Raw genomic sequence first — 22,231 nt, 5'->3', positions numbered from 1 at the left:
GTTAGGCAGTCGGAGTGGTCCGGGCCACTGATTCGCCCAACGATTCGTTCGTGTTCGTGGATGCGCCGTCCCGGGAATTCCGGGAGGGGCCGCCGAGCATGATCGTCCGGGAGACGACGAAGGTGATGGGGATCGCGGCGGACGCGGCGATCAGCGGGGCGTACGTGCTGTGGAGACGCAGGACGTCCACGAGGAGATAGACGCCGCTGGTCGTGATCACGAAGTTGGCGGCGTTGGTGAGCGGGAAGAGCAGGAACTTCCGCCAGGTGGGGCGCGTGTTGTAGGTGAAGCGGCAGTTGAGGAAGAAGGAGCCGGTCATGCTGACGGCGAAGGCCAGGACGTGCGCGGCGACATACGGCAGCCGGAGCAGGAACAGCAGGTAGCAGGCGTAGTACGTCCCGGTGTTCACCACACCCACCAGGGCGAACCTGACCAGCTGGCGGCGGATCATCGGCGTACGAGCTCCCGGTTCCGCGGGTGGGCGGCCGCTGTCTCCACGTTCGTCGCCTTCACCAGGAAGTGCGGGCGCCGTTTCACCTCGTAATAGATGCGTCCGACGTATTCGCCGACGACGCCGATCATCAGCATCTGGACCCCGGCGAGCGCGGTGACGGCGACGAGCAGCGTCACATAACCAGGGGTTTCCACTCCGTTCACGAGGGTGACACCGACGATCCACGCCGAATACGCCATGGCGACGGTGAGCAGCAGCAGGCCGAGATAGAGCGCGGCCCGCAGCGGCTTGTCGTTGAAGGAGAGCAGGCCGTCGAGTCCGTAGTTGAGCAGTTTCGAGAAGGTCCATTTCGAGCGGCCCTCCTCACGTACGGCATTCTCGTACTCGAAGGTGACGGTGCTGAATCCGACCCAGGCGAAAAGGCCCTTGGAGAAGCGGTTGTACTCGGTGAGTCCGAGTACGGCGTCGACACTGCGGCGCGACAGCATGCGGAAGTCGCCGACGCCGTCGACGAGCTCGACGTCGACCAGGCGGTTGATGATCCGGTAGTACGCACGAGCGGTAAGCGTACGCGTGACCCGGTCGCCCTTCCTGGTGCGGCGGGCGACGACCTGGTCGAAGCCCTGCTCGTGCAGCGCCACCATGCGGCGGACGAGCTCGGGCGGGTGCTGGAGGTCGGCGTCCATGATGACGACGGCCTCGCCCGAGGCGTTGCGCAGGCCGGCCAGCATCGCCGCCTCCTTGCCGAAGTTCCGGCTGAAGGAGACATAGCGCGTGCGCGGATCGGATTCCGCGATCTCCTGGAGGACGGGGAGCGTGCCGTCCTTGCTCCCGTCGTCGACATAGACCAGCTCGACGGGGTGGCCGAGGCTGCCGAGTTCTTCCGTCACGCGCTCGTGGAAGCGGCGGATGATCTCCTCTTCGTTGAAGCACGGAACGACAATTGAGATGAGCACGGCTCTCCCGGTGGTTTCGCACAGTCGCAGCAGGCGAAGACAGGCGTTCAGCGAAGAACAGCCCCCGCATGTGGCGGAGTCCAACTCTCCGCGTGACGTGTCGGCGACGAACGGGTGAACTCGCCGTTTTCAGCGGGATTTTGAGCGGCCCCGATGTCATGGAGATCTCTTTTTCCGTCACACGCTGGCCTATTCGATATCGGGCGCAGTAGAAGGATCAACATGTCGATTACGGAACCGGCCAGAGGCCGTGCGGCGGCGCTGTCCGCGCTGATCACGGTGGCGGCGGTGTGCGCCGGTGACGCGCTCGCCCGCTCCTTCCCCTTCGGGCCGCACACGCGCAGCGTCAATGACCTGGGCAACCAGTTCGTGCCGTACCACACCCGCCTGTGGGACCTGCTGCACGGACGCGCGGACGGCGGGGTGCTGGTCAACTGGCAGTCCGGGTACGGCACGAGCTTCCTGCCCGACATCGGCACGTACCTCGGCAGCCCCTTCGCGCCACTCGTCGGGCTCTTCCCGCGCGACGAGATCGACCTCGCCGTCTACCTCGTCACCGTGCTGAAGATGGCCGCGGCGGCGGCCGCGATGACCGTGCTGCTGCTCGCCCTGCGCGGGGGCGGGGACCGGTGGTGGGCCGCGGGGGTGCTCGGTTCGTCGTACGCGCTGTGCGGGTGGGCAGTCACCGAGGCCGTCTACAACCCGATGTGGATGGACGGCCTGATCGCGTTCCCGCTGCTGTGCCTGGTGGGCGAGTGGGCGCGTACGGGCCGCAGGCGCGTCCTGGGGCCGGTGGTCGTGGCCGTGGCGTGGACCGCGAACTTCTACACGGCGTACATGGCGACGCTCGGGGCCGGGCTCGTCCTGCTGCTGCGGCTGCTCACCGCCGACGACGGCGCGCCCGTGCGGGAGCGGCTGCGCGTACTGCTGCGCGCCGCCCTCACCACCCTTCTCGGCATAGGTCTGGCGGCGCCCGTGCTGGCCGTCGTCTTCCTCGGGTCGTCCCACGCGTACCCGGGCTGGACACGGGAGTTCGAGCCCGCCGGCTGGGCCGACGTGTTCGCCCGCGCGCTTCCGGCGACGTACAGCTTCTTCACTCCCGCCGTCTTCCTCGGCACCGGCGCGCTGCTGCTCGCCGCCACGCTGCTCCTGAACCGGGCGGCGCCGGGGCGCGAGCGGCGGGCGTGGACGCTGCTCGCGGCCGTGGTGGCGGTGTCGTTGCAGTGGGGGCCGACGCACCTGGTGTGGCACGTCTTCGCGACGCCGAACGGCAGCCCGTACCGGCAGACGTTCGTACTGGCCGGGGTCCTGGTGATGGCGGCCTGGGTGTCGCTCTCGTACGGCTGGCCGGGGCGGCGCGCACTGCTCGGTGGGGCCGGCCTGGTCGCGGTCGTGGCCCTGGGCGCGGTGACCAGCCCGCGGATCACCTCCTGGACGTATCCGCTCGCGGTGGCCGGGGTGGCGGCGACGGTGGGCGCGGTGGTGCTGGCGCGGCGCGCGGAACACCGGGCCCGTCCGGCGGCCGGGGCCCGGGGTCCGGTGCCGGTCCCCGCCCGCGGCAGGGGGCTCGCGGTGGCCGCCGCGCTGCTGCTGGCCGGCGCGCAGGTGGCGCAGGCCGCCGTGACCACCGCGTACGCCGACCGGCAGCGGCTGGCGCACCTCGACGACTACGCGCCGTGGGGCGACCGGCAGCGGGCCCAGGCGGACGCGGTGGCGGACGCCGACGGGTGGCCCGCCCACCGGACCGAACCCGGACGCGAACAGACCACCGGCAACGACCCGTTGACCGTGGGCGGCCAGGGCGCGGCGTACTACAGCAGCCACACGCCCGACGTCCTCACCCGCACGCTCGCCGCGCTCGGCGCCGGCTGGACGTCCAACGGCCGCTCCGTCCAGAGCGTCGACAATCCGGTGACCGACGCGGTCTTCTCCGTCGGCGCGCGCGTGCGCATGCCGCGCGACCCGCACCAGTCCTGGTCGCGGCCCGACGACCGCGGGGTGACGGTGACCCGCGCCACGGTGCCGCAGCTGGTCACCGTGCGCCCGCCCGGCCCCGAGCCGCGCTTCGGCGCCTCCCCCTTCCGCAACCAGGAGAAGCTCCTCGGCGCCCGCGTCTACACGCTCCCGCCCACCGCGCTGCGCGACGGGACGCTGACCGCCGTCTGCCCGGCCCGCGGCGAGGTCTTCCTCTGGGCCCCCGACTTCTTCGGTACGGCCCGGCTCGGCCGCGACGGCACCGAGAGCGACCTGCGCGGCGGCCTGCCCGCGCGGCGCGCCGCGATGCAGCCGCTCGGCGCCGTCCCGGACGACGGCCGCGTCACGATCACGCTGAAGGGCGACCGGGCCGGCGGGCTGCCGCGCGAGAGCGTGGGCTGCCTGGACCGCGGCCGGCTGGCCGCCGCCGTGGACGGCCTCCGGTCGGGCGGCGCGACCTCGGTGCGCGTCACCGGCAGCGGCGTACGCGCCGACCTGCCGCCCGGCGCCGCCGGAACGGCCGTCTTCGCCGTGCCGCGCATCGCCGGCTGGAGCTGCGGCACGGACGGCGCGAAGGCCCGGCCCGCCGGTTCGTATCTGGGCCTGGTCGCCGTGCCCCTGGACGGCCGCTCCACGTCGGCCGCCGTGAGCTGCGAGTTCAGTCCCCCCGGGTTGCGCGCCGGTGGGTTCGCGGGCGGGCTGTCGCTGCTGGTCCTCGTCGCGGTGGGTGTGCTTCCGCGCGTACGGGCCCGGCGCAGGAGCCACACGAAGACTTCATCCGGGGACCACCGGATCGTGGCCCACGCGGCATGAACCCCGGCGTACGGTCGGCCGTCCGCCCCCCACTCCCAGGACCGAAGCCAGAGGCGAACCCATGCCATCTCTGCTGAGCAACCGGCTGACGAAGTGGGCCCTCGGCCCCGTCGCCGCGCTCGTCGACCAGCGCATCTCACGTCACACCGCCGGGCTCCGCGGCGAGATCACCGAACTCCGGCGCAAGCAGCACGGCGTCAGCATGCTGCTCGACCGCACCGGGCGCGGCCAGCACCGGATGCCGACGCCCGAGCAGATCGACACGCTCGTGCGTGAGGTCCGCGCCGTGACGGACGCGGGTGAGCGCGCCCGCCGCAACGTCACCGTCGCCTACCGCAACGTGGTGGCCCTGGAGGCGCTGGGCGTCGGCCGGATGGCGGGCGGTACGTCCAATGTGTGCGGCAAGCTCGCCACCGTCCCGCTGCTCGCGCGGCCGCAGGGCGAGGAGCACGGCGCACCCGGCGGGCTCGACGTACTGGAGATCGGCACGCTGCACGGGCTGTTCGCGGCCGCGCTGATGCGGATGCTGCACCGGACGGGCATCGAGGCGACGCTGACGATCGTCGATCCGCTGGCGGGCTCGCAGCTCCAGCCGGGCACCTCCGACTACGAGGAGCCGACGGGAACCCCGGTCCGCGAGGACGTCGTACGGGCCAACCTGGCGCTCGGCGGCGGCCGTCCCGGCACCGGGGCGCGCATCCGGCAGGGCTTCTCGGAGGACCCGCGGGTGCGGGCGGAGGTCTCCGACCGGAAGTACGGCGTGATCGTCGTCGACGGCGACCACTCCTTCGAAGGCGTCCGCGCCGACCTGGAGTGGGTGGAGCTGATCGCCGCGCCCGGTGGTGTCGTCGTGCTCGACGACTACGGCGACAAGCGCTGGCCCGGGGTCAAGGAGGCGCTGGACAAGCACCTGGCGGGCGGTGACAGCCGGCTCACGATGGTGGGCCGGGTCGCCACCTCCGCCTTCCTGCGGGCGCGCTGACCCCGCGGGCGTTCCCGGTTCTCAGACGTCCCGCATCCGCCGGTGCCGGTCGAGGGCGCGGCGCACCTCGGCCGGCAGCGGGTGGTACGGGCCGTACACGCGCTCGGCGTCGTACAGCAGGCTCTGCAACTGGCCGTGCGCGGCGGCGTGGTCGCCCATCGCGAGCAGCAGGTTGGCCGTGCGGTGGCGGATGTCGAAGGCGCGGGCGGTGGCGTCGGCCGCCGCCGGTCCGCCCCCGTACTGGTTCTCGTAGTACGGGAGCAGGGCGCGGTACTCGGCGAGCGCCGCGGCCGGTTCGCCCAGCTGCTCCAGGCACTGCGCCGCCTCGTACCGGAACTGGAGCGCCTGCGGGTCGGCCAGGCCCGCCTCGGCGGCACGGTCGTCGGCGAGGCGGCGGAGTTCGGGCAGGGCACGGCGGTACTGCCCGTCGTCCAGCAGCGTCGCGGCGTACTGCTTGCGCAGGATGCGTACGACCGGGGAACGCTCGCCGTGCTGGGCGGCGGCCGCCGGGAGGATCCCGCCGAGGATGTCGACGGCCTGGGTGATCCGCCCCTCGCCGAGCAGCTGCTTGACCTCGTCGACGGCTCCCGCGACGTCCGGCTGCGCCTGCGCGGGGGTGGGCTGGGCGGCGGGCGGGGTGGTGGCGCGGTCGGGCCAGGGGGCGTGCGGGCGCAGGAACGGGCGGGTCGGGTCGAGGGGGCCCGTCGGGATGCCGCCGTGGGCCGGCAGCAGCGGGGCCAGGGCCTCGTAGACCTCCTGGGCGGAGGACGGGCGGTGCTGGGGGTCCTTGGCGAGCAGCCGCAGGACCAGCGCTTCGAGCGGCTCGGGGACGTCCTGGCGGAGCTGGCGGACGGGGAGCGGCGGCTCGTAGAGGTGGCGGTGGAGGACGCCCAGGACGGTCGATCCGGCGAAGGGGACGTTGCCGCTGAGGAGTTCGTGCAGGAGGACACCGAGGGCGTAGAGGTCGGTGTACGGGCCGACCGCGCCGCCCATCGCCTGCTCGGGCGCCATGTAGGCGGGGCTGCCGATGGGCGAGCCGGTGTGGGTGAGGCGGGTGGTGTCGGTGTCGAGGACGGAGGCGACGCCGAGGTCGAGGACGGTGACCGTGCCCTCGGGCTTGACCATGACGTTGCGCGGCTTGAGGTCGCGGTGCACGATCGGCACGGCGTGCACGGCGGACAGCACGGCACAGAGCTGGGCGGCGACGGAGACGGCCCACGGCCACGGGTAGGGGTCGTGCTCGGCGAGGTGGTCGGAGAGGTCGGCGCCCTCGACGTACTGCATGACGAGGTAGAGGTCGTCGTCCTCGCTGCCCGCGTCGTGGACGGTGACCAGGCCCGGGTGGTCGACCTGGGCGGTGACGCGGCACTCGCGCACGAAGCGGCGGCGCATCTCGTCGGCGGCGGTGGCGGCGGCGGCCATCCGGTCGGGACGCAGCAGCTTCACGGCGACGCGGCGGTCGAGGCGCTGGTCGTACGCCGTCCAGACCTGGCCCATGCCGCCCTGTCCGATGACGGTGGACAGCTCGTAACGCCCGGCGATGATCCGTCCGTTCACCGGGGCTGGTCACCCCGCTGGTCCTTGTTGCGCAGGAGGTCGCTGAGCTCGTCGAGCTCGGCGCGGACCTGGTCCATGCGGTGGGGAGTCTGCTGGGGCTGGGGGACCGGGGCAGGGGACGGCGCCGGGACCGGTGCGGATGCCGGGACGGGCGCGGGCGCCGGGTTGACCACCGGGGTGCTCGCGTACGGGTTGGGGTAGCCGTACTGCGGCGGGGCGGCCTGTGGGACATACGGGGGCTGCGGGGTCCGTGCGGCCCCGGAGTGCTGCGGGACATGCGGGACATGCGGGGTGTACGGCCCGTACGGGACACGCGGAAGGGCGGCCCCTGGGCCCGTGGCGGCGAGCCGCGCCTGGTGCCTGATGTCGAAGACCAGGAAGTACACGGCGCTCGCCGCTCCGAGGAGCAGGACGCAGGACATGGCGATGTCGGTGGAGACGTGCCTCTCGGGCATCTCGCCGACGACGGCGAAGGCCGCGATCGCCGCCGGCAGGCTCAGCCAGGCGGCCACCCAGTCGACCGGGCGCCCGCGCAGGATCGCGACGCGGAACAGCGGCACGCACGACAGCATTCCGCAGCTGATGACGGCGCAGGCCGTGAACAGCACGCGCAGGGTGATGACGACGCCTTCACTGCGGACTGGCGGCGTGCTGCCGGAGCCGTGCATGGGTGCTCCTGAAGACCTGGTGAGAGACGTGAGCCGGACACGCGTGGGGACGCGCGCTTCGAGCGTATACACCGACACCGACAACGGCCCACGGGTTGTACGGATCCGGTGTGGCACAGCTCACTCCGGTCGTACGGTCCCGTCCGTCAGGCCGTCGTACATCCCCTGCACCAGCTGTTCGCCGAGCCGGCCCGCCCGCCGCAGCGCGGCCTCGAACTCCGCGAGCGCGCGGAAGCGTTCGCCGTACCGCCGCTGGTCGGCGAGCGGCAGCCGGGGCAGCTGGAGGCGGCGCACGTCGAGCCGGGTCGAGGTGGAGGCGTAGCTGCTGGCCTGCCGGTTGTTCGCGGTACCGCGCAGGAATCCGGCGAGGAACCAGGGGTCGACGGCCGCCGGATCCGGGCGCAGCAGCTGGAGGCCGCGGCCGAGGGCGGCGCCCGCGGTGGCCCCGTCGACGACGCGTACGACCGAGCCTCCGCCGAGCACGGGCACGACCACGTCGCCCTCCTCGACCAGCACGGGGGTTTCCGCCGGGCCTTCGGGGAGCGTGCCCGAGGGCGCCGCTGCGGCGAGGACGTCGTGCTCGGTGAGGACGGGTTCCCCGGAACCGGCTCCCGCGCCGCCCGCGCGCAGCACGAGCGCTCCCGCCCTGGCGAGTTCGCCGACGGTGGTGGTGGGCCAGCGGGGGGGCTCGGCGGACTCGACGGCGGGAGGCGTCAGTTCGGCGGTCGTCCGCAGCGTGTCGGCCAGCCGCTCGCGTACGCCGGCGAGTTCGGCGGCGCCGCCGCCCGCGGCCGGGGGCGGCAGGTGGCGGGCGGGGGCGAAGTCCACGTCGTCGTCGAGCAGCTCGATGACGGACACCGCGCGGCTGACGCCCGGACGTTCCTCGACGGTGCCGTGGCGGTCGAAGGCCTGCCAGGTGTCGAGGACGGCGGTGTGCAGGGCCTGCCAGTCGAGCCTGTCGCGGCCGGCGGCGGAGAGGTCCGCGGTGTCGACCAGGAGCATTTCGTGCGAGGGCCGGCCCCCGGGCGCGGGTTTGCGCAGGACCCACAGGTGGAGGGGGATGCCGTACGGGGGCGCGGCGCCCGCGGGCAGCGCGACGACGGCGCGCAGGGCGCCGCGCCGCAGCAGGTCGGCGCGGATGCGGCGGCCGGAGCGGCGGGAGGCGGCCGCGGGCGGCATCAGCAGGACGGCGGTGCCGCCCTCGCGCAGCCGGGCGAGGGCGTGCTGGACCCAGGCGAGTTCGGACTCCGTACGGGCCGGGAAGCCGTACTCCCAGCGGGGGTCGTACGCCAGCTCGTCGTGGCCCCAGTTGCGTTCGTTGAACGGCGGGTGGCAGATCACGGCGTCGGCGGCGAGGTGCGGGAAGGCGTCGGCGCGCAGTGAGTCGGCGGCGGCCACCCGCACTTCTGCCGGGCCGGTCCCGGTCCGCAGGGCGAGGCGCAACGCGGCGAGGGCGGCCAGGTCGGGGTCGGCCTCCTGGCCGTGGACGGCCGGCCCCTCCTGGGTTCCGGCGGTGGTCCGCACGACGGCGCACAGCAGGGTGCCGGTGCCGCAGGCCGGGTCGAGAACGGTGCGGGGGCTGCCCGCGAGGGCGGCCATCAGGGCGGCGGGGCCCGGCGGGGTGAGCGTGTGCTGGCGCGGGTTGGCCTCGAGGTGGCGGCCGAGCAGGAACTCGTACGTCTGGCGGGCGCCGAGCTCGGCGGCGAGCTCGGCGGCCGCGCGCAACAGGGGGACGGAGGAGGCCAGTTCGGGCGTGCCGGGCGTGCGAACGGCGCGGTCCGGACCGAAGCGGGGAGCGAGGACCTCCTCCAGGGCGGGCGGCAGCAGGAACGCGAGTTTCTCGTCGGAGACGGCGGCGAGCTGGAGCCAGGCGGTGGGCCTGTCGCGTACGAGCAGGAGCGCGCAGCCCGTGTGGACCAGGGCCTGGACGGCGCCTGCCGGGTGCCCGGAGAGCTGCTGCCAGACGCGCTCGCGCAGGGGTACTTCGGCGATCTTCCCCTGGTCGCGCAGCCACTGCTCGACCTCGGTGAGGGCGAAGGAAGGGCTCGTCTCGGTGCCGCCGACGGGCTTGGGGAAGTCGGGGTGACGGCGGCGCCAGTTGCTCACGGCGGCGCGTCCGACGCCGGCGAGCCGGGCGATTCCGGCGGCGGTCACCTCTGTTGCGTTGTCCGACACCGGCCGGCTCCCCTCGTACACCTGCGCCTGCTTGTGACAGCGAGCATACCTGCGCATACAAGAGGGGCCGCTTCACGTCGTGAACAGAAACATTCCAAGCAATCTTGTTGACTCGGTTCACAAGCTCTGCTGTGATTACTCCATCGCAGCACGGGGCGGCAGACAGTCCCGAACACACCTTGTCCGGAGGACATCCATGTCTCAGTACACGCAGCAGCCCCAGTTCCCGCAGGCTCCGGTCCCCGCCGCGCAGGCCCGCAACGGACTGGGCACCGCCGCCCTGATCCTCGGCATCATCGGCGCGCTGTCGGGTCTGATCCCGTTCCTCTTCTGGCTCGCCGGCATCCTCGGCGTCATCGCCCTGATCATGGGCCTGGCCGGCCGGGGCCGCGCCAAGCGCGGCGAGGCCACCAACAAGGGCGTCGCCCTGGCGGGCACCGTCCTGGGCCTGATCTCCCTGATCATGTCGGTGGTCGGCGCGGTGATCCTGTTCAAGGCCGTGGACGACGCGGTGAACGACATCGACAAGACGATCAGCGACTCGTCGGCGGCCGAGAAGCCGGGCGACGGCTCCGCGAAGGGCGACGGCAGGAACGGCAGGAACGGGAACAAGGGCGCGGACAAGAGTGAGGACAAGAGCAGCGAAGAGACGCTGGAGGCCGGCGACTCGGCCGTCTACGACGACGAGCTGACCGTCACCGTGTCCGACCCCAAGGCGTACACCCCCGGCGAGTACGCGCTCGGCCACACCAAGGGCAACAAGGCCTACCTGGTCACGGTCGTCATCGACAACGCCGGCAAGGAGAAGTTCGACGCCACGTTCATCACCGCCGAGGCCCGCGCCGGCGAGGAGGGCGTGAAGGCCGAGGAGATCATCGACGACAAGGTCGGCGAGATCTTCACCGGATCGATCATGCCGGGCAAGAAGGCCACCCTGCAGTACGCCTTCGACGCCCCCGCCGACGCCGAGAACCTGGTCGTCGAGGTCTCCCCCGGCATCTCCCACGACGACTCGCAGTGGGACCTGAAGCTCTGATCAGCCGCAGAACCGCAGGACCGCAGGACCGGGGAGGCCGTCGGAGGGGGACGGCCTCCCCGGTCCTGTGTCACCGGCCCGTTCACAGACGGTGGCGCACCCACGCATTGGCTCGACGTACACGGCGTCCCCGCCCCTCGTCTCGCAGTGGACCGGAGCCAGCGCCCCCGGAACCTCCACAGGCCCGTCCGCGTCGAAGGCCAGTCCGGTCCACTCCCGCCACTGCGCGAGTGAGCCGGACACCGTCATGGAGGCCGGCGCCACGGCCTGGACGGTTCCGCCCGCCCGGACGTGGACGCGCAGCCAGGGGTCGTGCGGCAGACCGTCCGCCCGCCGGGTGCGGAGCGCGTACTCGTCCATCGGCGCGAGCGGTTCCAGGTGCTTGGTATTGGGCCGCACGGGCGCGACGACCTCACCGAATCCGTGCGTACGGGCGTTCTCGCGCAGGGCGGTGAGCATCTTCCCCGAAATCCCGCGCCCCTTGTGCGGGTTGGCGACCGTGATCCCGATGGCACTCACCGTGTCCGGCACACGGCCGTGCCGCCTGTCCGAGAACGCCCACAGCAGCACCTGGTCCCCGCCGCGCGCGGGCGGCTCCCCGCGCCCCTCGGCGTTCAGCGCGAACGGCACGCCGAACGCCCGTGCGCCACTACGGCGCCGTCGGCGTCGGTGTCCACGAGGACCTACTCGGGCAGCTCGGCGACTATGCGCCCCATGGTGGCCCAGCCCACCGGGTCGTGCAGGACGAACTCGGGCCGGCTGTCGGGCATCCGCCACACGGGGCCCTGGAGATGCGGTCGTTCGGTGAGCGCAGTGATGGCCGGTCCCACGCGGGCGGGCTGGATCGCCCCCTCCCCCGCCCAACGGCTTTTCCACGCCCCTGCGTTCCCCGCGCCCCGTGACGTCCCTCTACGCTCCGCGACGCCCTCCTAAGCCCCGCACTGTGCAAGCATCGCGTTCCTGTCCGCCGCCGTCACCGGCATCTCGTACTTCAGAGCCACCTGCGCGAACCGCACCGCGTACGAGCAGCGGATCTGCTTGTTCGGCGGCAGCCAGGACGCCGGACCGGAGTCGCTCTTGGAGCCGTTGGTCGGCCCGTCGACCGGCATGAGGTTGAGCGGGTCGTTGGCGAGCTGCTCCCGCTTGTCCTCGGACCACCGCGACGCGCCCATCTGCCAGCCGTAGGACAGCGGGACGACATGGTCGATCTGCACGGCGGTGGCCTTCTGCTTCCGCCATTCGACGGTGGTGCCGGTGTACGGGTCGTCCAGCGTCATCGCCACGACCACGCAGTCGGAGCCGGAGCGGTACTCGAGGTCTTCCCCGTCCCTGGCCAGGAGGTCGTTGCGGGTGTCGCAGCCGTTGCGCGCCAGCGGCACGCCGTCCGCCGTGTCCATCCAGGCGTAGCCGAACTCGTCGCGGTCGTAACCCGTCTTCGGCCCGCGTCCCTTGGTGGAGACCTTGCCGATCAGCTGCCGGGCCGAGGACCTGTCCGCCTCGGAGGCGACCGGGGCCAGACCCGGCTTCGTCCCGTCGGGGTTGCGCAGCGGGTTCGTACCGCTGTCACCGGTCGCACGGTCCTGCCCGCCGTCGCCTTCCGCACCGGGGGTGCAGCCGGTGACGGCGAGGGCGGCGGCGAGCGCCGCGACGGGGAGGGCTGTCCTGAACCTGCGTATCACGGCATTCCGTCCTGACGGGTCGGGATGAATACTCTCAGAATGCCATGAACCCAGAAGCTGGACCTTGCCGATCCCCAGCGTGGACGAGTACCGGAAGGTCACCTTCACCGGAAAGCCGGGGCAAGGAGGGGTCGTACCCCGCCGGCACGTCGGCGAAGATCTCCATCCAGCACTCCACGAACGGCAGCAGCTGGTCGACCGTCGACTCCTTCACCGCGCGGTACGGCACCACCTTCACGCAGTCCCCGTCCAAGAAGGGCACGGACGGCAGCTACTGGCGCCTGCGCCACTCGGCCGCGGACCTGAACAGCGCGTCGTTCAAGCTCGGCCGCAAGGCGACCGAACTGTGGAATGACGACGTCACGCCCGAGGGCGTCCGCAAGGGGACGACGATCACGGCCAAGGGCGGCCTGATGCAGCGGTCCGGAACCTCCTGGAAGACGTACGCAGGCCAGACGGTCCGCATCTACTTCAAGGCTTCCACCGGCGGCGCCGCGTGGAAGCAGCTGGGCACCGCCAGGACCCTGGGCAACGGCACCTTCAGCAAGAAGTTCACCGCGCAACAGGACGGCACCTGGCAGATGCGTTACACCGACACGGTGAAGACGCACTACGCGGACTACGGACGCCAGGACTTCGTCGACGTCCGCTAGCGGGGAGAGCACCTGTCCCGGCCCTGGGAATAGCCCGAGCCGATCCGTGATTGACCGTGTCGCACGCACGTGATCCACGACAGGGGGCGGGACAGATGGGTTCCACAACTTCTTTACGGCGTACGGGTGTCGCACTGTTCTCCGCGGCCGTACTGGCGGCGCTGCCGGTCGTCGGCGCCGGCGGACCGGCCGGGTCCGCCGACGCCGTCGCGGCCGAGCAGCGCGGCCGGACGGCGTGGCAGGGCGGCTGGGCCGCTTCGCCGCAGGCGCCGATCACGCCGTTCGGGCCGAACTGGTCCGAGGAGGGCTTCGCCGACCACACGGTCCGGCAAGTGGTCAGGGTCAGTACGGGCGGCACGAAGGCCCGTGTCGAACTGTCCAACCGCTACGGCTCCGCCCCGCTGCGCATCACCGGCGCGACGGTGGCCCGTACGGACGAGGGGGCTTCGGTCGAGGCCGGCTCGGTCCGGCGGCTGTCCTTCGGCAAGGACCGGTCGGTGACGATCCCGGCGGGCGGCAAAGCGCTCAGCGACGGGGTGCCGTTCCGGGTCGAGGCGCTGGAGTCGGTGACCGTCACGCTGTATCTCGCCGCGCCGACCGGGCCTGCCACCTTCCACGCGATCGCCTCCGCCACGAGCTACCGGGCCGACGGGGACCACCGTTTCGACCGCGGCGCTGCGGCGTTCAAGGAGACCAGCGACTCCTGGTACTACCTGTCCGGCGTGGAGATCTCCGGGGGCGGGGCCCCGCGCCGGGACGGGGTGGTGGCCTTCGGCGACTCCATCACCGACGGCGTCGGATCCACCTCGGACACGAACAACCGCTACCCCGACGAGCTGGCGGAGCGCTTCGCGGCCGCCGGACAGCCGCGCAGCGTCGTCAACCACGGCATCGGCGGCAACCAGATCACCAACGACACGGCCTGGGCCGGCGAGAAGGCCGTGGCCCGCTTCGGGAAGGACGTGCTCGGCGAGCCGGGCGTGGGCACGGTCATCGTGCTGGAAGGCATCAACGACATCGGCGGCAGCGGCAGCAGCTGGCAGGGGTTCCCGGGCGGCCCCACCCCCGAGGTGTCGGCCGAGCGGCTCGTCGAGGGCCACCGCACGCTGATCCGCCAGGCGCACGCCAAGGGCATCAAGGCGGTCGGCGCGACCCTGACGCCCGTCAAGGGTTCGGCGTACTACAGCGAGGTCAACGAGGCCAAGCGCGACGCGGTCAACCACTGGATCCGTACGTCCGGCGAGTACGACGCGGTGGTCGACCTGGACCGCGCCCTGGCCGACCCCGCCGACCGGGACCGCATGCTCCCGGCCTACGACTCGGGCGACGGCCTGCACCCGAACGACGCCGGATTCCGCGTGATGGCCGAGGCCCTCGACCTCGACACACTCTGACGGACCGCCGGCCGTACGCCGGCCCTGCCCGGCCGTCCGGGCAGGCTCTGGCGTACGGCCGGGCACCGGTCCTGTTACGACCCCAGGATCGTCGTCAGGAACTCCCCCGTCCAGGCGAGCAGTTCGCGGCCCACCACCGGCTTGCCGCCGATCTGGCCCGTGGTGGGGCGGGGGACCAGGATCTGGCGGGTGGTCGGCTTCAGGACCGTGCGGGGGTAGAGGCGCTTGAGGCGCAGCTCCTGGGATTCGCGCAGTTCCACCGGGCCGAAGCGGATGTTGGGGCCGGCCAGGGTGATGTCCGCGACGCCGCAGGCCCGGGCCAGCATGCGCAGGCCCGCGACCAGCAGCAGGTTCTCCACCGGCTCGGGGAGCTTGCCGTACCGGTCGGTGAGCTCTTCGCGCACGGCCCTGATGTCGTCCTCGGAATTCGCGGAGGCGATCGCCCGGTACGCCTGGAGGCGCAGCTGCTCGCCGGGGGCGTAGTCGTGCGGAACGTGGGCGTCCACCGGGAGTTCGATCTTGACCTCCAGCGGGGGCTCCTCCTCGGTCCGGCCGTCCACCGCCGCGCGGTAGTCCGCCACGGCCTCGCCGACCATGCGGATGTAGAGGTCGAAGCCGACGCCCGCGATGTGGCCGGACTGCTCGCCGCCCAGGAGGTTGCCCGCGCCGCGGATCTCCAGGTCCTTCATGGCCACGTACATGCCCGCGCCCATCTCGGTGTGCTGGGCGATCGTCGCCAGGCGCTCGTGCGCGGTCTCGGTCAGCGGCTTCTCGGGCGGGTAGAGGAAGTAGGCGTACCCGCGGTCGCGGCCACGGCCCACGCGGCCGCGCAGCTGGTGGAGCTGGGAGAGGCCGAAGTTGTCGCCGCGCTCGACGATCAGGGTGTTGGCGTTGGAGATGTCGATGCCGGACTCGACGATCGTCGTCGAGACGAGAACGTCGAACTTCTTCTCCCAGAAGTCGACGACCACCTGCTCCAGCCTGCTCTCGCCCATCTGGCCGTGCGCCGTCGCGATCCGCGCCTCCGGGACGATCTCGCGGAGCTTCGCGGCCGCCCGGTCGATCGACTCGACGCGGTTGTGGATGTAGAAGACCTGGCCCTCGCGCAGGAGTTCGCGACGGATCGCGGCGCCGATCTGCTTCTCCTCGTACGGGCCGACGAAGGTCAGGACCGGGTGGCGCTCCTCCGGCGGTGTCGTGATCGTCGACATCTCGCGGATGCCGGTGACCGCCATTTCGAGCGTACGGGGGATGGGGGTCGCGGACATCGTCAGGACGTCGACGTTGGCGCGGAGCTTCTTCAGCTGCTCCTTGTGCTCGACGCCGAAGCGCTGCTCCTCGTCGACGATGACCAGGCCCAGGTCCTTGAACTTCGTCTCGGAGGAGAAGAGCCGGTGCGTGCCGATGACGATGTCGACCGAGCCCTCCTTGAGGCCCTCCAGCGTCGCCTTCGCCTCGGTGTCCGTCTGGAAGCGGCTCAGCGCCTTCACGACGACCGGGAACTGCGCGTACCGCTCGGAGAACGTGCCGAAGTGCTGCTGCACCAGCAGCGTCGTGGGCACGAGGACCGCGACCTGCTTGCCGTCCTGGACGGCCTTGAAGGCCGCGCGGACGGCGATCTCGGTCTTGCCGTAGCCGACGTCGCCGCAGATCAGACGGTCCATCGGGACCGACTTCTCCATGTCCTCCTTCACCTCGGCGATGGTGGACAGCTGGTCGGGCGTCTCGACGTACGGGAAGGCGTCCTCCAGCTCGCGCTGCCACGGGGTGTCCGGGCCGAAGGTGTGGCCGGGGGCCGCCATGCGCGCCGAGTACAGCTTGATGAGGTCGGCGGCGATCTCCTTGACCGCCTTCTTCGCGCGCGCCTTGGTCTTCGTCCAGTCCGCGCCGCCGAGCCGGTGGAGGGTGGGGGCCTCGCCGCCGACGTACTTGGTGACCTGCTCCAGCTGGTCGGTGGGGATGTAGAGGCGGTCGCCGGGCTGGCCGCGCTTGGCGGGGGCGTACTCGACGAGCAGGTACTCGCGGGTCGCGCCCTGGACCGTGCGCTGGACCATCTCGATGTAGCGGCCCACGCCGTGCTGCTCGTGGACGATGAAGTCGCCGGCCTGGAGCGTCAGCGGGTCGATGGTCTTGCGGCGACGGGCCGGCATGCGGCCCAGTTCCTTGCTGGCGGTGCGCTGCCCGGTGAGGTCGGTCTCGGTCAGTACGGCCAGCTTGAGGCCGGGGTCGACGAAGCCGTTGTCGATCGAGCCGCAGGCGACGTGGACGACGGACGGGGCGATCTCGGCGAGGTCCGCCTCCAACCGGGCCGGGATGCCCTCGCCGCCGAGGACCTCCACGGTGCGGGCCGCGGGGCCGTGGCCCTCCGTGATGTAGACGGTGCGCCAGCCGTCGGCCAGCCAGCCCTTGGTGTCGGCGAGCGCTCTCGCCGTGTCGCCCCGGTACGCCTCCGGGGCGTGCATGCCCAGCTTGAGCGTGTCGTCGGACAGCTCCTCGTCGGCGGCGAACGGCGCCACGGACCACCACAGCATGTCCAGCTCACGGGCGCGTTCCCGTACGTCCGCGATGCCGCGCAGCGAGGCCGCGCCCACGTCGATCGGGGCCTCGCCGCCGCCCGCCGTGGCCGCCCAGGACGCCTGGAGGAACTCCTGCGACGTCGCCACCAGGTCCGCCGCCCTGGTCCGCACCCGCTCCGGGTCGCAGACCAGCGCCATCGACCCCTTGGGCAGGACGTCGAGCAGCAGCTCCATGTCGTCCACGAGGACCGGGGCGAGGGACTCCATGCCCTCCACGGCGATGCCCTCGGCGAGCTTGCCGAGCAGTTCGCCCAGCTCAGGGTGTTCCTCGGCGAGGGCCGCCGCCCGCTCGCGCACGCTGTCGGTCAGCAGCAGCTCGCGGCAGGGCGGGGCCCACAGGCCGTGTTCGGCCACCTCCAGGGAGCGCTGGTCGGCGACCTTGAAGTAGCGGATCTCTTCGACGTCGTCGCCCCAGAACTCCACGCGCAGCGGGTGCTCCTCGGTCGGCGGGAAGACGTCGAGGATGCCGCCGCGCACCGCGAACTCGCCGCGCTTCTCGACCAGTTCGACCCGCGAGTACGCCGCTGCCGCCAGCGCCGCCGTGACGTCGCCCAGATCCGCGCTCTGCCCGGTCCGCAGGGCCACCGGCTCCAGGTCGCCCAGCCCCTTGACCTGCGGCTGGAGCACCGACCGCACGGGGGCCACGATCACGCTCACCGGGCCGGCGGACGGATCGTCGGCGTGCGGGTGCGCGAGGCGGCGCAGGACGGCGAGACGGCGACCCATCGTGTCGCTGCGCGGCGACAGGCGCTCGTGCGGCAGCGTCTCCCACGACGGGTAGTCGACGATCCCCTCCTCCGGCAGGAGCGTGCGCAGCGCGGCGGCCAGGTCCTCGGCCTCGCGGCCGGTCGCGGTCACGGCGAGCACGGTACGCCCGGTCTCGCGGGCCAGCGCGGCCACCGCGAAGGGGCGCGCGGCGGGCGGGCCGACCAGATCGATGTGCATGCGGTTGCCGTCGGTGGCGGCCTTCACCGCTTCGGCGAGCGCCGGGTCTCGTACTACGGCATCCAGCAGACCGTGCAGGCTCATGAAGGGTTTCCGTCCGGGTAACGAAGTGACGAGGTGGACAACGCGGAGGGCCCGACACGTCTCACGGGCCGGGGGCTCCAGCCTACGACGCCGGTACGTCGCCCGCGCGAGGGAACGCTGCGGCTCGGACGGCGGAACGCAGACTACGCCGGGTACCGGACCAGGTATCTGGTCCGGTAAGCCCCGGGCCCCGGGCGAGGCGGCGATGGGACCAGCCCGGCAGTACGACATCCACGAGGCGAAGACGCATTTCTCCCGGATACTGCACCAGGTCGAGACCGGCGAGGAAGTCGTGATCAGCAGGGCGGGCGAGCCCATTGCCAAGGTCGTACCGCTGCGCCCCGAGGTCCGGCGTACCGGCCGGGGACCGCTCCGAGGCCGGATCCACATCCCGGACGACTTCGACGAGCTGCCCGACGACATCGTGGAAGCCTTCGGGATGCGCTGAGGCGTCTCTTGCTCGACACCCGTGTCGCACTGTGGTGGCTGGAGGACTCTCCGGACCTCTCCGACGAGGTCAAAGACCTCGTCGACACCGAGCCCGCTGTGTTCATCAGTGCCGCAACGCCCTGGGAGATCGCCATCGAACAGTCGATCGGGAAGCTTCCAGGCCCGGAGGATCTGGCGGAACGTGTCCGGGACTGCCAGCTGACGAGCCTCCCCGTCACCGCCGGGCACGGTGTGAGAGCAGGCCGGCTACCCCCTCACCACCGGGACCCCTTCGACCGGGTGGTCATCGCGCAGGCCCAGACGGAGGGTCCGACCGTCGTGACCCGCGACAAGTGGATCCCGCAGTACGACGTGCAGGTCATGGCGGTCTGACCACGACCGCGGCCCGGTCCCGGGGTGTTCACAGGAACACCCCGGGACCGGGCCCGTCACCGCACCGCCCCCACCGCTCCCGCTCCGTGCCCTACTCCGTGGCGATCGCGTTCAGTACGTTCATCCGGCCCGCCCGGAAGGCCGGGACCAGGGCGGCGAGCAGCCCCACGAAGGCCGACGCGACGAAGACCGTGACGATCGTGGTCCACGGGATCTCCAGGACGCCGAGCCCCTCCAGCGCCAGCAGCTTCTGGGCCGAGGTGCCCCAGCCCATACCGAGCCCGAGGCCGAGCAGGGCGCCGAAGAGGGCGATGACCACCGACTCCAGGCGGATCATGCGGCGCAGCTGACTGCGGGAGAGGCCGATGGCCCGCATCAGGCCGATCTCCCTGGTCCGCTCGACGACCGACAGGGCGAGGGTGTTCACCACACCGAGCACCGCGACGATGATCGCGAGGGCCAGCAGGCCGTAGACGATGTTGAGCAACTGGCCGACCTCGTCCTTCAGCTCCTGCTTGAAGTCGGTCTGGTTCTGCACCTTGTACTGCGGGTAATCGGACAGCGCGGCCTTGAGCCCCGCGTACGCGGCCTCCTCCTTGCCGTCCACCGCCTTCGCGAACATGATCATGTTCGGCGGCATCCGGTCGGCCGGCAGGTACTGCGCGGCCGTCGTGATGTTGGTGTACATCACACCCCTGTCGACGTTCGACTCGTCCGAGGTGATCGCCGCGACCTCGAGCTTCGCGGTCTTCCCGCCCTTGAACGCGACGGTCATCCGGTCGCCGACCTCTATGCCGTGCTGCTCGGCGTAGTCGGAGCCGACCGACATGGCGTTCTTGCCGTACGCCGCGCCCAGCTCACCGGCGACGGTCTCGCGCCGCAGGTCCTGGGCGTATGTCGGGTCGGCGGCGGTCAGGTCCTTGGTCTCCGACGTGCCGTCGGGGGAGGTGAGCTTCGCCTCGATCGCCTTGTAGCTGGTGACGTGCTCGATGTCGGGAGCCGCGCGCAGCGCCTTCTCGGCCCTGGGCACGATCGGACCGCTGGGGCCGCTCTGGACGATGAAGTCCGCGCCGACCGACTTGTCGAGCTCCTCCGTGGCCGAGGCGACCATCGAGGATCCGACGACGGAGAGGCAGGCGACCAGCGCGAGGCCGATCATCAGGGCCGCGCCCGTCGCTCCCGTGCGCCGCGGGTTGCGCAGCGCGTTGCGTTCGGCCATCCGGCCCACGGGGCCGAACATCCGCAGCACCACGGCGCTGAGCACCCGCACCACGCCGCCCGCCAGGAGCGGGCCGACGACGATGAATCCGATGAGGGTGAGGACGACACCGCCGCCGAGGAACAGCGAGCCTTCGCTCGCCCTGTCCGCCTGTGTCGTCAGGTAGAGCAGCGCGCCACCCGTACCGGTGAGGACCAGGCCGAGCCCGGCCCGTACCCGGCCGGCCCTGCCGTCCGCGGGGGTCCCGGCGTCGCGCAGCGCGGCCATCGGGGAGACCTTCCCGGCCCGCCGGGCCGGGACGTAGGCGGCGACGACGGTGACGAGGATGCCGAGCGCGAGCCCGACGACCGGGGTCGTCCAGGCCACGGTCAGATCCTCGGTGGACAGCTCCATGCCGACGGCGCCCATGAGCTGCATCAGGCCGACGGCGAGGCCGACACCGGCTCCGACGCCGAGGACCGAACCGACGATGCCGAGCAGCAGCGCCTCCACCAGCACGGACCTGTTGATCTGCTTGCGGCTGGAGCCGATGGCCCGCATCAGGCCGATCTCGCGGGTGCGCTGGGCGACGAGCATCGAGAAGGTGTTGACGATGAGGAAGATGCCGACGAGGAAGGCGATTCCGGCGAAGCCGAGCATCGCGTACTTCATCACGTCGAGGAAGGAGCCGATCTCCTCGCGGCCCGAGTCCGCGGCCTCCTTCGCGGTCTGGAGCTCGTACGCGCCGCCGGTCCCGCCGAGCGCCCCCGCGACGTACTGCTTCAACTGCTCGTCGCTGACGCCCTCTTCGGCGGTGACGGCGACGTGTGTGTAGGTGTCCGGCTTGCCCAGCAGCTTCTGCTGCGAGGTCGCGGTGTCGAAGTAGACGACGGTCGCGCCCGGGTTGGTCACCTTGAAGGAGACTATGCCGGAGATCCTGGCGCTGATGTCGCCGGTGACGGCTATGGTGCGCAGCTCGTCGCCGAGGGCCAGGCCGTGCTTGTCGGCGGTGTCGGCGTCGACCATCACCTCGGTGGGCCCGCGCGGGGCGTGTCCGGAGGTGATCTCCATCGACTTGAGGTCACTGCGTGTCCAGTTGCCGGCGACCGTCGGGGCGCCGCCGTCGGAGCCCATCCTCTTGTTGTCGCCGTCGACGACGGTCACCGACGTGCTGGAGACGGCGCCCTCGGCGGACTCCACGCCGTCCGCCTTCGCCACCCGCTGGACCACGGACGCGGGGAGCACCTCGGGTCTGCCGGTCCGGGGCCCCTGGCCGTCGCTTCCGGCCGACTCGGGGCTGACGGTGACGTCGGCCGCGGTGGAGGCGAAGACCTTGTCGAAGGTCGTGTTCATGGTGTCGGTGAAGACGAGCGTGCCGCACACGAACGCCACCGAGAGCAGGACCGCGACGGCGGAGAGCGCCATCCGCCCCTTGTGCGCGACGAAGTTGCGCAGGGAGGTCTTGACCACGGTCATGACGTCCGCCCGCGTGCGTCGAAGTCCTTCATCCGGTCGAGGACCTGGTCGGCGGTCGGCGAGAACATCTCGTCGACGATCCGGCCGTCCGCGAGATACAGCACCCGGTCCGCGTAGGAGGCGGCGACCGGGTCGTGGGTGACCATCACGATGGTCTGGCCCAGCTCGTCGACGGACTTCCGCAGGAAGGCCAGCACCTCGGCACCCGCCCGGGAGTCGAGGTTCCCGGTCGGCTCGTCACCGAAGATGATCTCGGGGCGCGCGGCCAGGGCCCGCGCCACCGCCACCCGTTGCTGCTGGCCGCCCGAGAGCTGCGTCGGCCGGTGCTTGAGGCGGTCCGCGAGGCCGACCGTCTCCACCACCTGGTTCAGCCAGGCGGCGTCCGGTCTGCGGCCCGCGATGTCCATCGGCAGCGTGATGTTCTCCAGGGCGTTGAGCGTCGGCAGCAGGTTGAACGCCTGGAAGATGAAGCCGATCCGGTCCCGGCGCAGCTGCGTGAGCTTCTTGTCCTTGAGTTTGGTGATCTCGGTTTCGTCGAGGTAGATCTCGCCCGAGGTCACGGTGTCCAGGCCCGCGAGGCAGTGCATCAGCGTGGACTTGCCGGAGCCGGACGGGCCCATGATCGCGGTGAACTGTCCCCGGTTGATGTCCACATCGACGTGGTCGAGCGCGACGACCCGGGTCTCCCCCGCCCCGTACGCCTTGACGACCTGCCGCGACCTCGCGGCGACGGCCGCATGCCCGCCGGCGCCTCCGTGCCTGGGAATGGTCATAGCCGTTGTCACGGTA

16 protein-coding genes and 1 pseudogene are annotated in these 22,231 nt (G+C 71.8%); 7 read left to right on the top strand and 10 right to left on the bottom strand.

Going from position 1 to position 22,231, the window contains the following annotated elements:
- Position 1: 1 nt before the first annotated feature.
- Together BN1555_RS19140 and BN1555_RS19135 are read right to left on the bottom strand one after the other, a co-directional pair.
- Positions 2-451, bottom strand: a complete 450-nt coding sequence (locus BN1555_RS19140) for a GtrA family protein (protein WP_093800523.1) — start codon at positions 449-451, stop codon at positions 2-4.
- The gene (locus BN1555_RS19135) at positions 448-1,410 is read right to left on the bottom strand and encodes a glycosyltransferase family 2 protein (RefSeq protein ID WP_093800522.1); all 963 of its coding nucleotides are present in this window, start codon (positions 1,408-1,410) and stop codon (positions 448-450) included. Before BN1555_RS19135 ends, BN1555_RS19140 begins: the two co-directional genes overlap by 4 nt.
- Positions 1,411-1,632: 222 nt before the next feature.
- On the opposite strand from BN1555_RS19135, the gene BN1555_RS19130 reads away from it, so the two are divergent.
- Positions 1,633-4,197: a YfhO family protein gene (locus BN1555_RS19130; RefSeq protein WP_093800521.1), complete on the top strand. Its 2,565-nt coding sequence runs from the start codon at positions 1,633-1,635 to the stop codon at positions 4,195-4,197.
- Positions 4,198-4,258: 61 nt separating this feature from the next.
- Positions 4,259-5,179, top strand: coding sequence for a class I SAM-dependent methyltransferase (locus BN1555_RS19125; RefSeq protein ID WP_093800520.1), 921 nt, complete (start codon positions 4,259-4,261; stop codon positions 5,177-5,179).
- A 21-nt stretch (positions 5,180-5,200) separates the two neighbouring features.
- Here BN1555_RS19125 and BN1555_RS19120 read toward each other — a convergent pair whose 3' ends face one another.
- The 3 genes from BN1555_RS19120 to BN1555_RS19110 form a co-directional block, all read right to left on the bottom strand.
- The gene (locus BN1555_RS19120; RefSeq protein ID WP_093800519.1) at positions 5,201-6,736 is read right to left on the bottom strand and encodes a serine/threonine-protein kinase; all 1,536 of its coding nucleotides are present in this window, start codon (positions 6,734-6,736) and stop codon (positions 5,201-5,203) included.
- Positions 6,733-7,404 (bottom strand): hypothetical protein, encoded by a 672-nt coding sequence (locus BN1555_RS19115; RefSeq protein WP_093800518.1) that lies wholly within the window; start codon positions 7,402-7,404, stop codon positions 6,733-6,735. The genes BN1555_RS19120 and BN1555_RS19115 overlap by 4 nt, the downstream gene beginning before the upstream one ends.
- Before the next feature lie 120 nt (positions 7,405-7,524).
- Entirely contained in the window at positions 7,525-9,579 is a 2,055-nt protein-coding gene (locus BN1555_RS19110) for an N-6 DNA methylase (RefSeq protein WP_176710080.1), read from the bottom strand.
- A gap of 196 nt (positions 9,580-9,775) precedes the next feature.
- Here BN1555_RS19110 and BN1555_RS19105 point away from each other — a divergent pair, with 196 nt between their 5' ends.
- Positions 9,776-10,615, top strand: a complete 840-nt coding sequence (locus tag BN1555_RS19105) for a DUF4190 domain-containing protein (protein WP_093800516.1) — start codon at positions 9,776-9,778, stop codon at positions 10,613-10,615.
- A gap of 82 nt (positions 10,616-10,697) precedes the next feature.
- On the opposite strand, the pseudogene BN1555_RS19100 reads toward BN1555_RS19105, so the two are convergent.
- A pseudogene (locus BN1555_RS19100) lies at positions 10,698-11,445 on the bottom strand (N-acetyltransferase).
- 99 nt (positions 11,446-11,544) lie between these two features.
- On the bottom strand, positions 11,545-12,294 hold the full coding sequence (locus tag BN1555_RS19095; RefSeq protein ID WP_176710079.1) for an HNH endonuclease family protein: 750 nt from the start codon (positions 12,292-12,294) through the stop codon (positions 11,545-11,547).
- A 44-nt stretch (positions 12,295-12,338) separates the two neighbouring features.
- Between BN1555_RS19095 and BN1555_RS38525 the strand changes: the two genes are divergently transcribed.
- Positions 12,339-12,947 (top strand): hypothetical protein, encoded by a 609-nt coding sequence (locus BN1555_RS38525; RefSeq protein ID WP_141662867.1) that lies wholly within the window; start codon positions 12,339-12,341, stop codon positions 12,945-12,947.
- A gap of 95 nt (positions 12,948-13,042) precedes the next feature.
- A complete protein-coding gene (locus tag BN1555_RS19085; RefSeq protein ID WP_093800514.1) occupies positions 13,043-14,341 on the top strand; it encodes an SGNH/GDSL hydrolase family protein in 1,299 nt (432 codons plus the stop codon).
- A gap of 74 nt (positions 14,342-14,415) precedes the next feature.
- Here BN1555_RS19085 and mfd read toward each other — a convergent pair whose 3' ends face one another.
- The gene (gene mfd, locus BN1555_RS19080; protein WP_093800513.1) at positions 14,416-17,946 is read right to left on the bottom strand and encodes a transcription-repair coupling factor; all 3,531 of its coding nucleotides are present in this window, start codon (positions 17,944-17,946) and stop codon (positions 14,416-14,418) included.
- Positions 17,947-18,151: 205 nt separating this feature from the next.
- Between mfd and BN1555_RS19075 the strand changes: the two genes are divergently transcribed.
- Together BN1555_RS19075 and BN1555_RS19070 are read left to right on the top strand one after the other, a co-directional pair.
- Complete coding sequence (locus BN1555_RS19075) at positions 18,152-18,394, top strand: type II toxin-antitoxin system Phd/YefM family antitoxin (RefSeq protein WP_093800512.1); 243 nt, start codon at positions 18,152-18,154, stop codon at positions 18,392-18,394.
- A gap of 8 nt (positions 18,395-18,402) precedes the next feature.
- Positions 18,403-18,768, top strand: coding sequence for a type II toxin-antitoxin system VapC family toxin (locus BN1555_RS19070; RefSeq protein ID WP_255306092.1), 366 nt, complete (start codon positions 18,403-18,405; stop codon positions 18,766-18,768).
- Between the two features lie 91 nt (positions 18,769-18,859).
- On the opposite strand, the gene BN1555_RS19065 is transcribed toward BN1555_RS19070, so the two are convergent.
- Entirely contained in the window at positions 18,860-21,442 is a 2,583-nt protein-coding gene (locus tag BN1555_RS19065) for an ABC transporter permease (RefSeq protein ID WP_093800510.1), read from the bottom strand.
- Positions 21,439-22,227 carry an ABC transporter ATP-binding protein gene (locus BN1555_RS19060; protein WP_093800509.1) on the bottom strand — a complete coding sequence of 263 codons (789 nt, stop codon included), beginning with the start codon at positions 22,225-22,227 and terminating at the stop codon, positions 21,439-21,441. Before BN1555_RS19060 ends, BN1555_RS19065 begins: the two co-directional genes overlap by 4 nt.
- Between the last annotated feature and the right edge of the window lie 4 nt (positions 22,228-22,231).

Origin of the sequence: Streptomyces sp. Wb2n-11 (assembly GCF_001049855.1) — a bacterium.
GTDB lineage: Bacteria > Actinomycetota > Actinomycetes > Streptomycetales > Streptomycetaceae > Streptomyces > Streptomyces altiplanensis.
Note: the sequence above shows the minus strand (reverse complement) of the source record. Positions and strands in the feature narration are given on the sequence as shown.

Excerpts from the sequence above, each read along its gene's own strand:
- BN1555_RS19065 (WP_093800510.1), bottom strand. The coding sequence starts at position 21,442 with ATGACCGTGGTCAAGACCTCCCTGCGCAACTTCGTCGCGCACAAGGGG.
- BN1555_RS19115 (WP_093800518.1), bottom strand. The coding sequence starts at position 7,404 with ATGCACGGCTCCGGCAGCACGCCGCCAGTCCGCAGTGAAGGCGTCGTC.
- BN1555_RS19125 (WP_093800520.1), top strand. The coding sequence starts at position 4,259 with ATGCCATCTCTGCTGAGCAACCGGCTGACGAAGTGGGCCCTCGGCCCC.
- mfd (WP_093800513.1), bottom strand. The coding sequence starts at position 17,946 with ATGAGCCTGCACGGTCTGCTGGATGCCGTAGTACGAGACCCGGCGCTC.
- BN1555_RS19085 (WP_093800514.1), top strand. The coding sequence starts at position 13,043 with ATGGGTTCCACAACTTCTTTACGGCGTACGGGTGTCGCACTGTTCTCC.
- BN1555_RS38525 (WP_141662867.1), top strand. The coding sequence starts at position 12,339 with ATGAACCCAGAAGCTGGACCTTGCCGATCCCCAGCGTGGACGAGTACC.
- BN1555_RS19075 (WP_093800512.1), top strand. The coding sequence starts at position 18,152 with ATGGGACCAGCCCGGCAGTACGACATCCACGAGGCGAAGACGCATTTC.
- BN1555_RS19140 (WP_093800523.1), bottom strand. The coding sequence starts at position 451 with ATGATCCGCCGCCAGCTGGTCAGGTTCGCCCTGGTGGGTGTGGTGAAC.
- BN1555_RS19105 (WP_093800516.1), top strand. The coding sequence starts at position 9,776 with ATGTCTCAGTACACGCAGCAGCCCCAGTTCCCGCAGGCTCCGGTCCCC.
- BN1555_RS19130 (WP_093800521.1), top strand. The coding sequence starts at position 1,633 with ATGTCGATTACGGAACCGGCCAGAGGCCGTGCGGCGGCGCTGTCCGCG.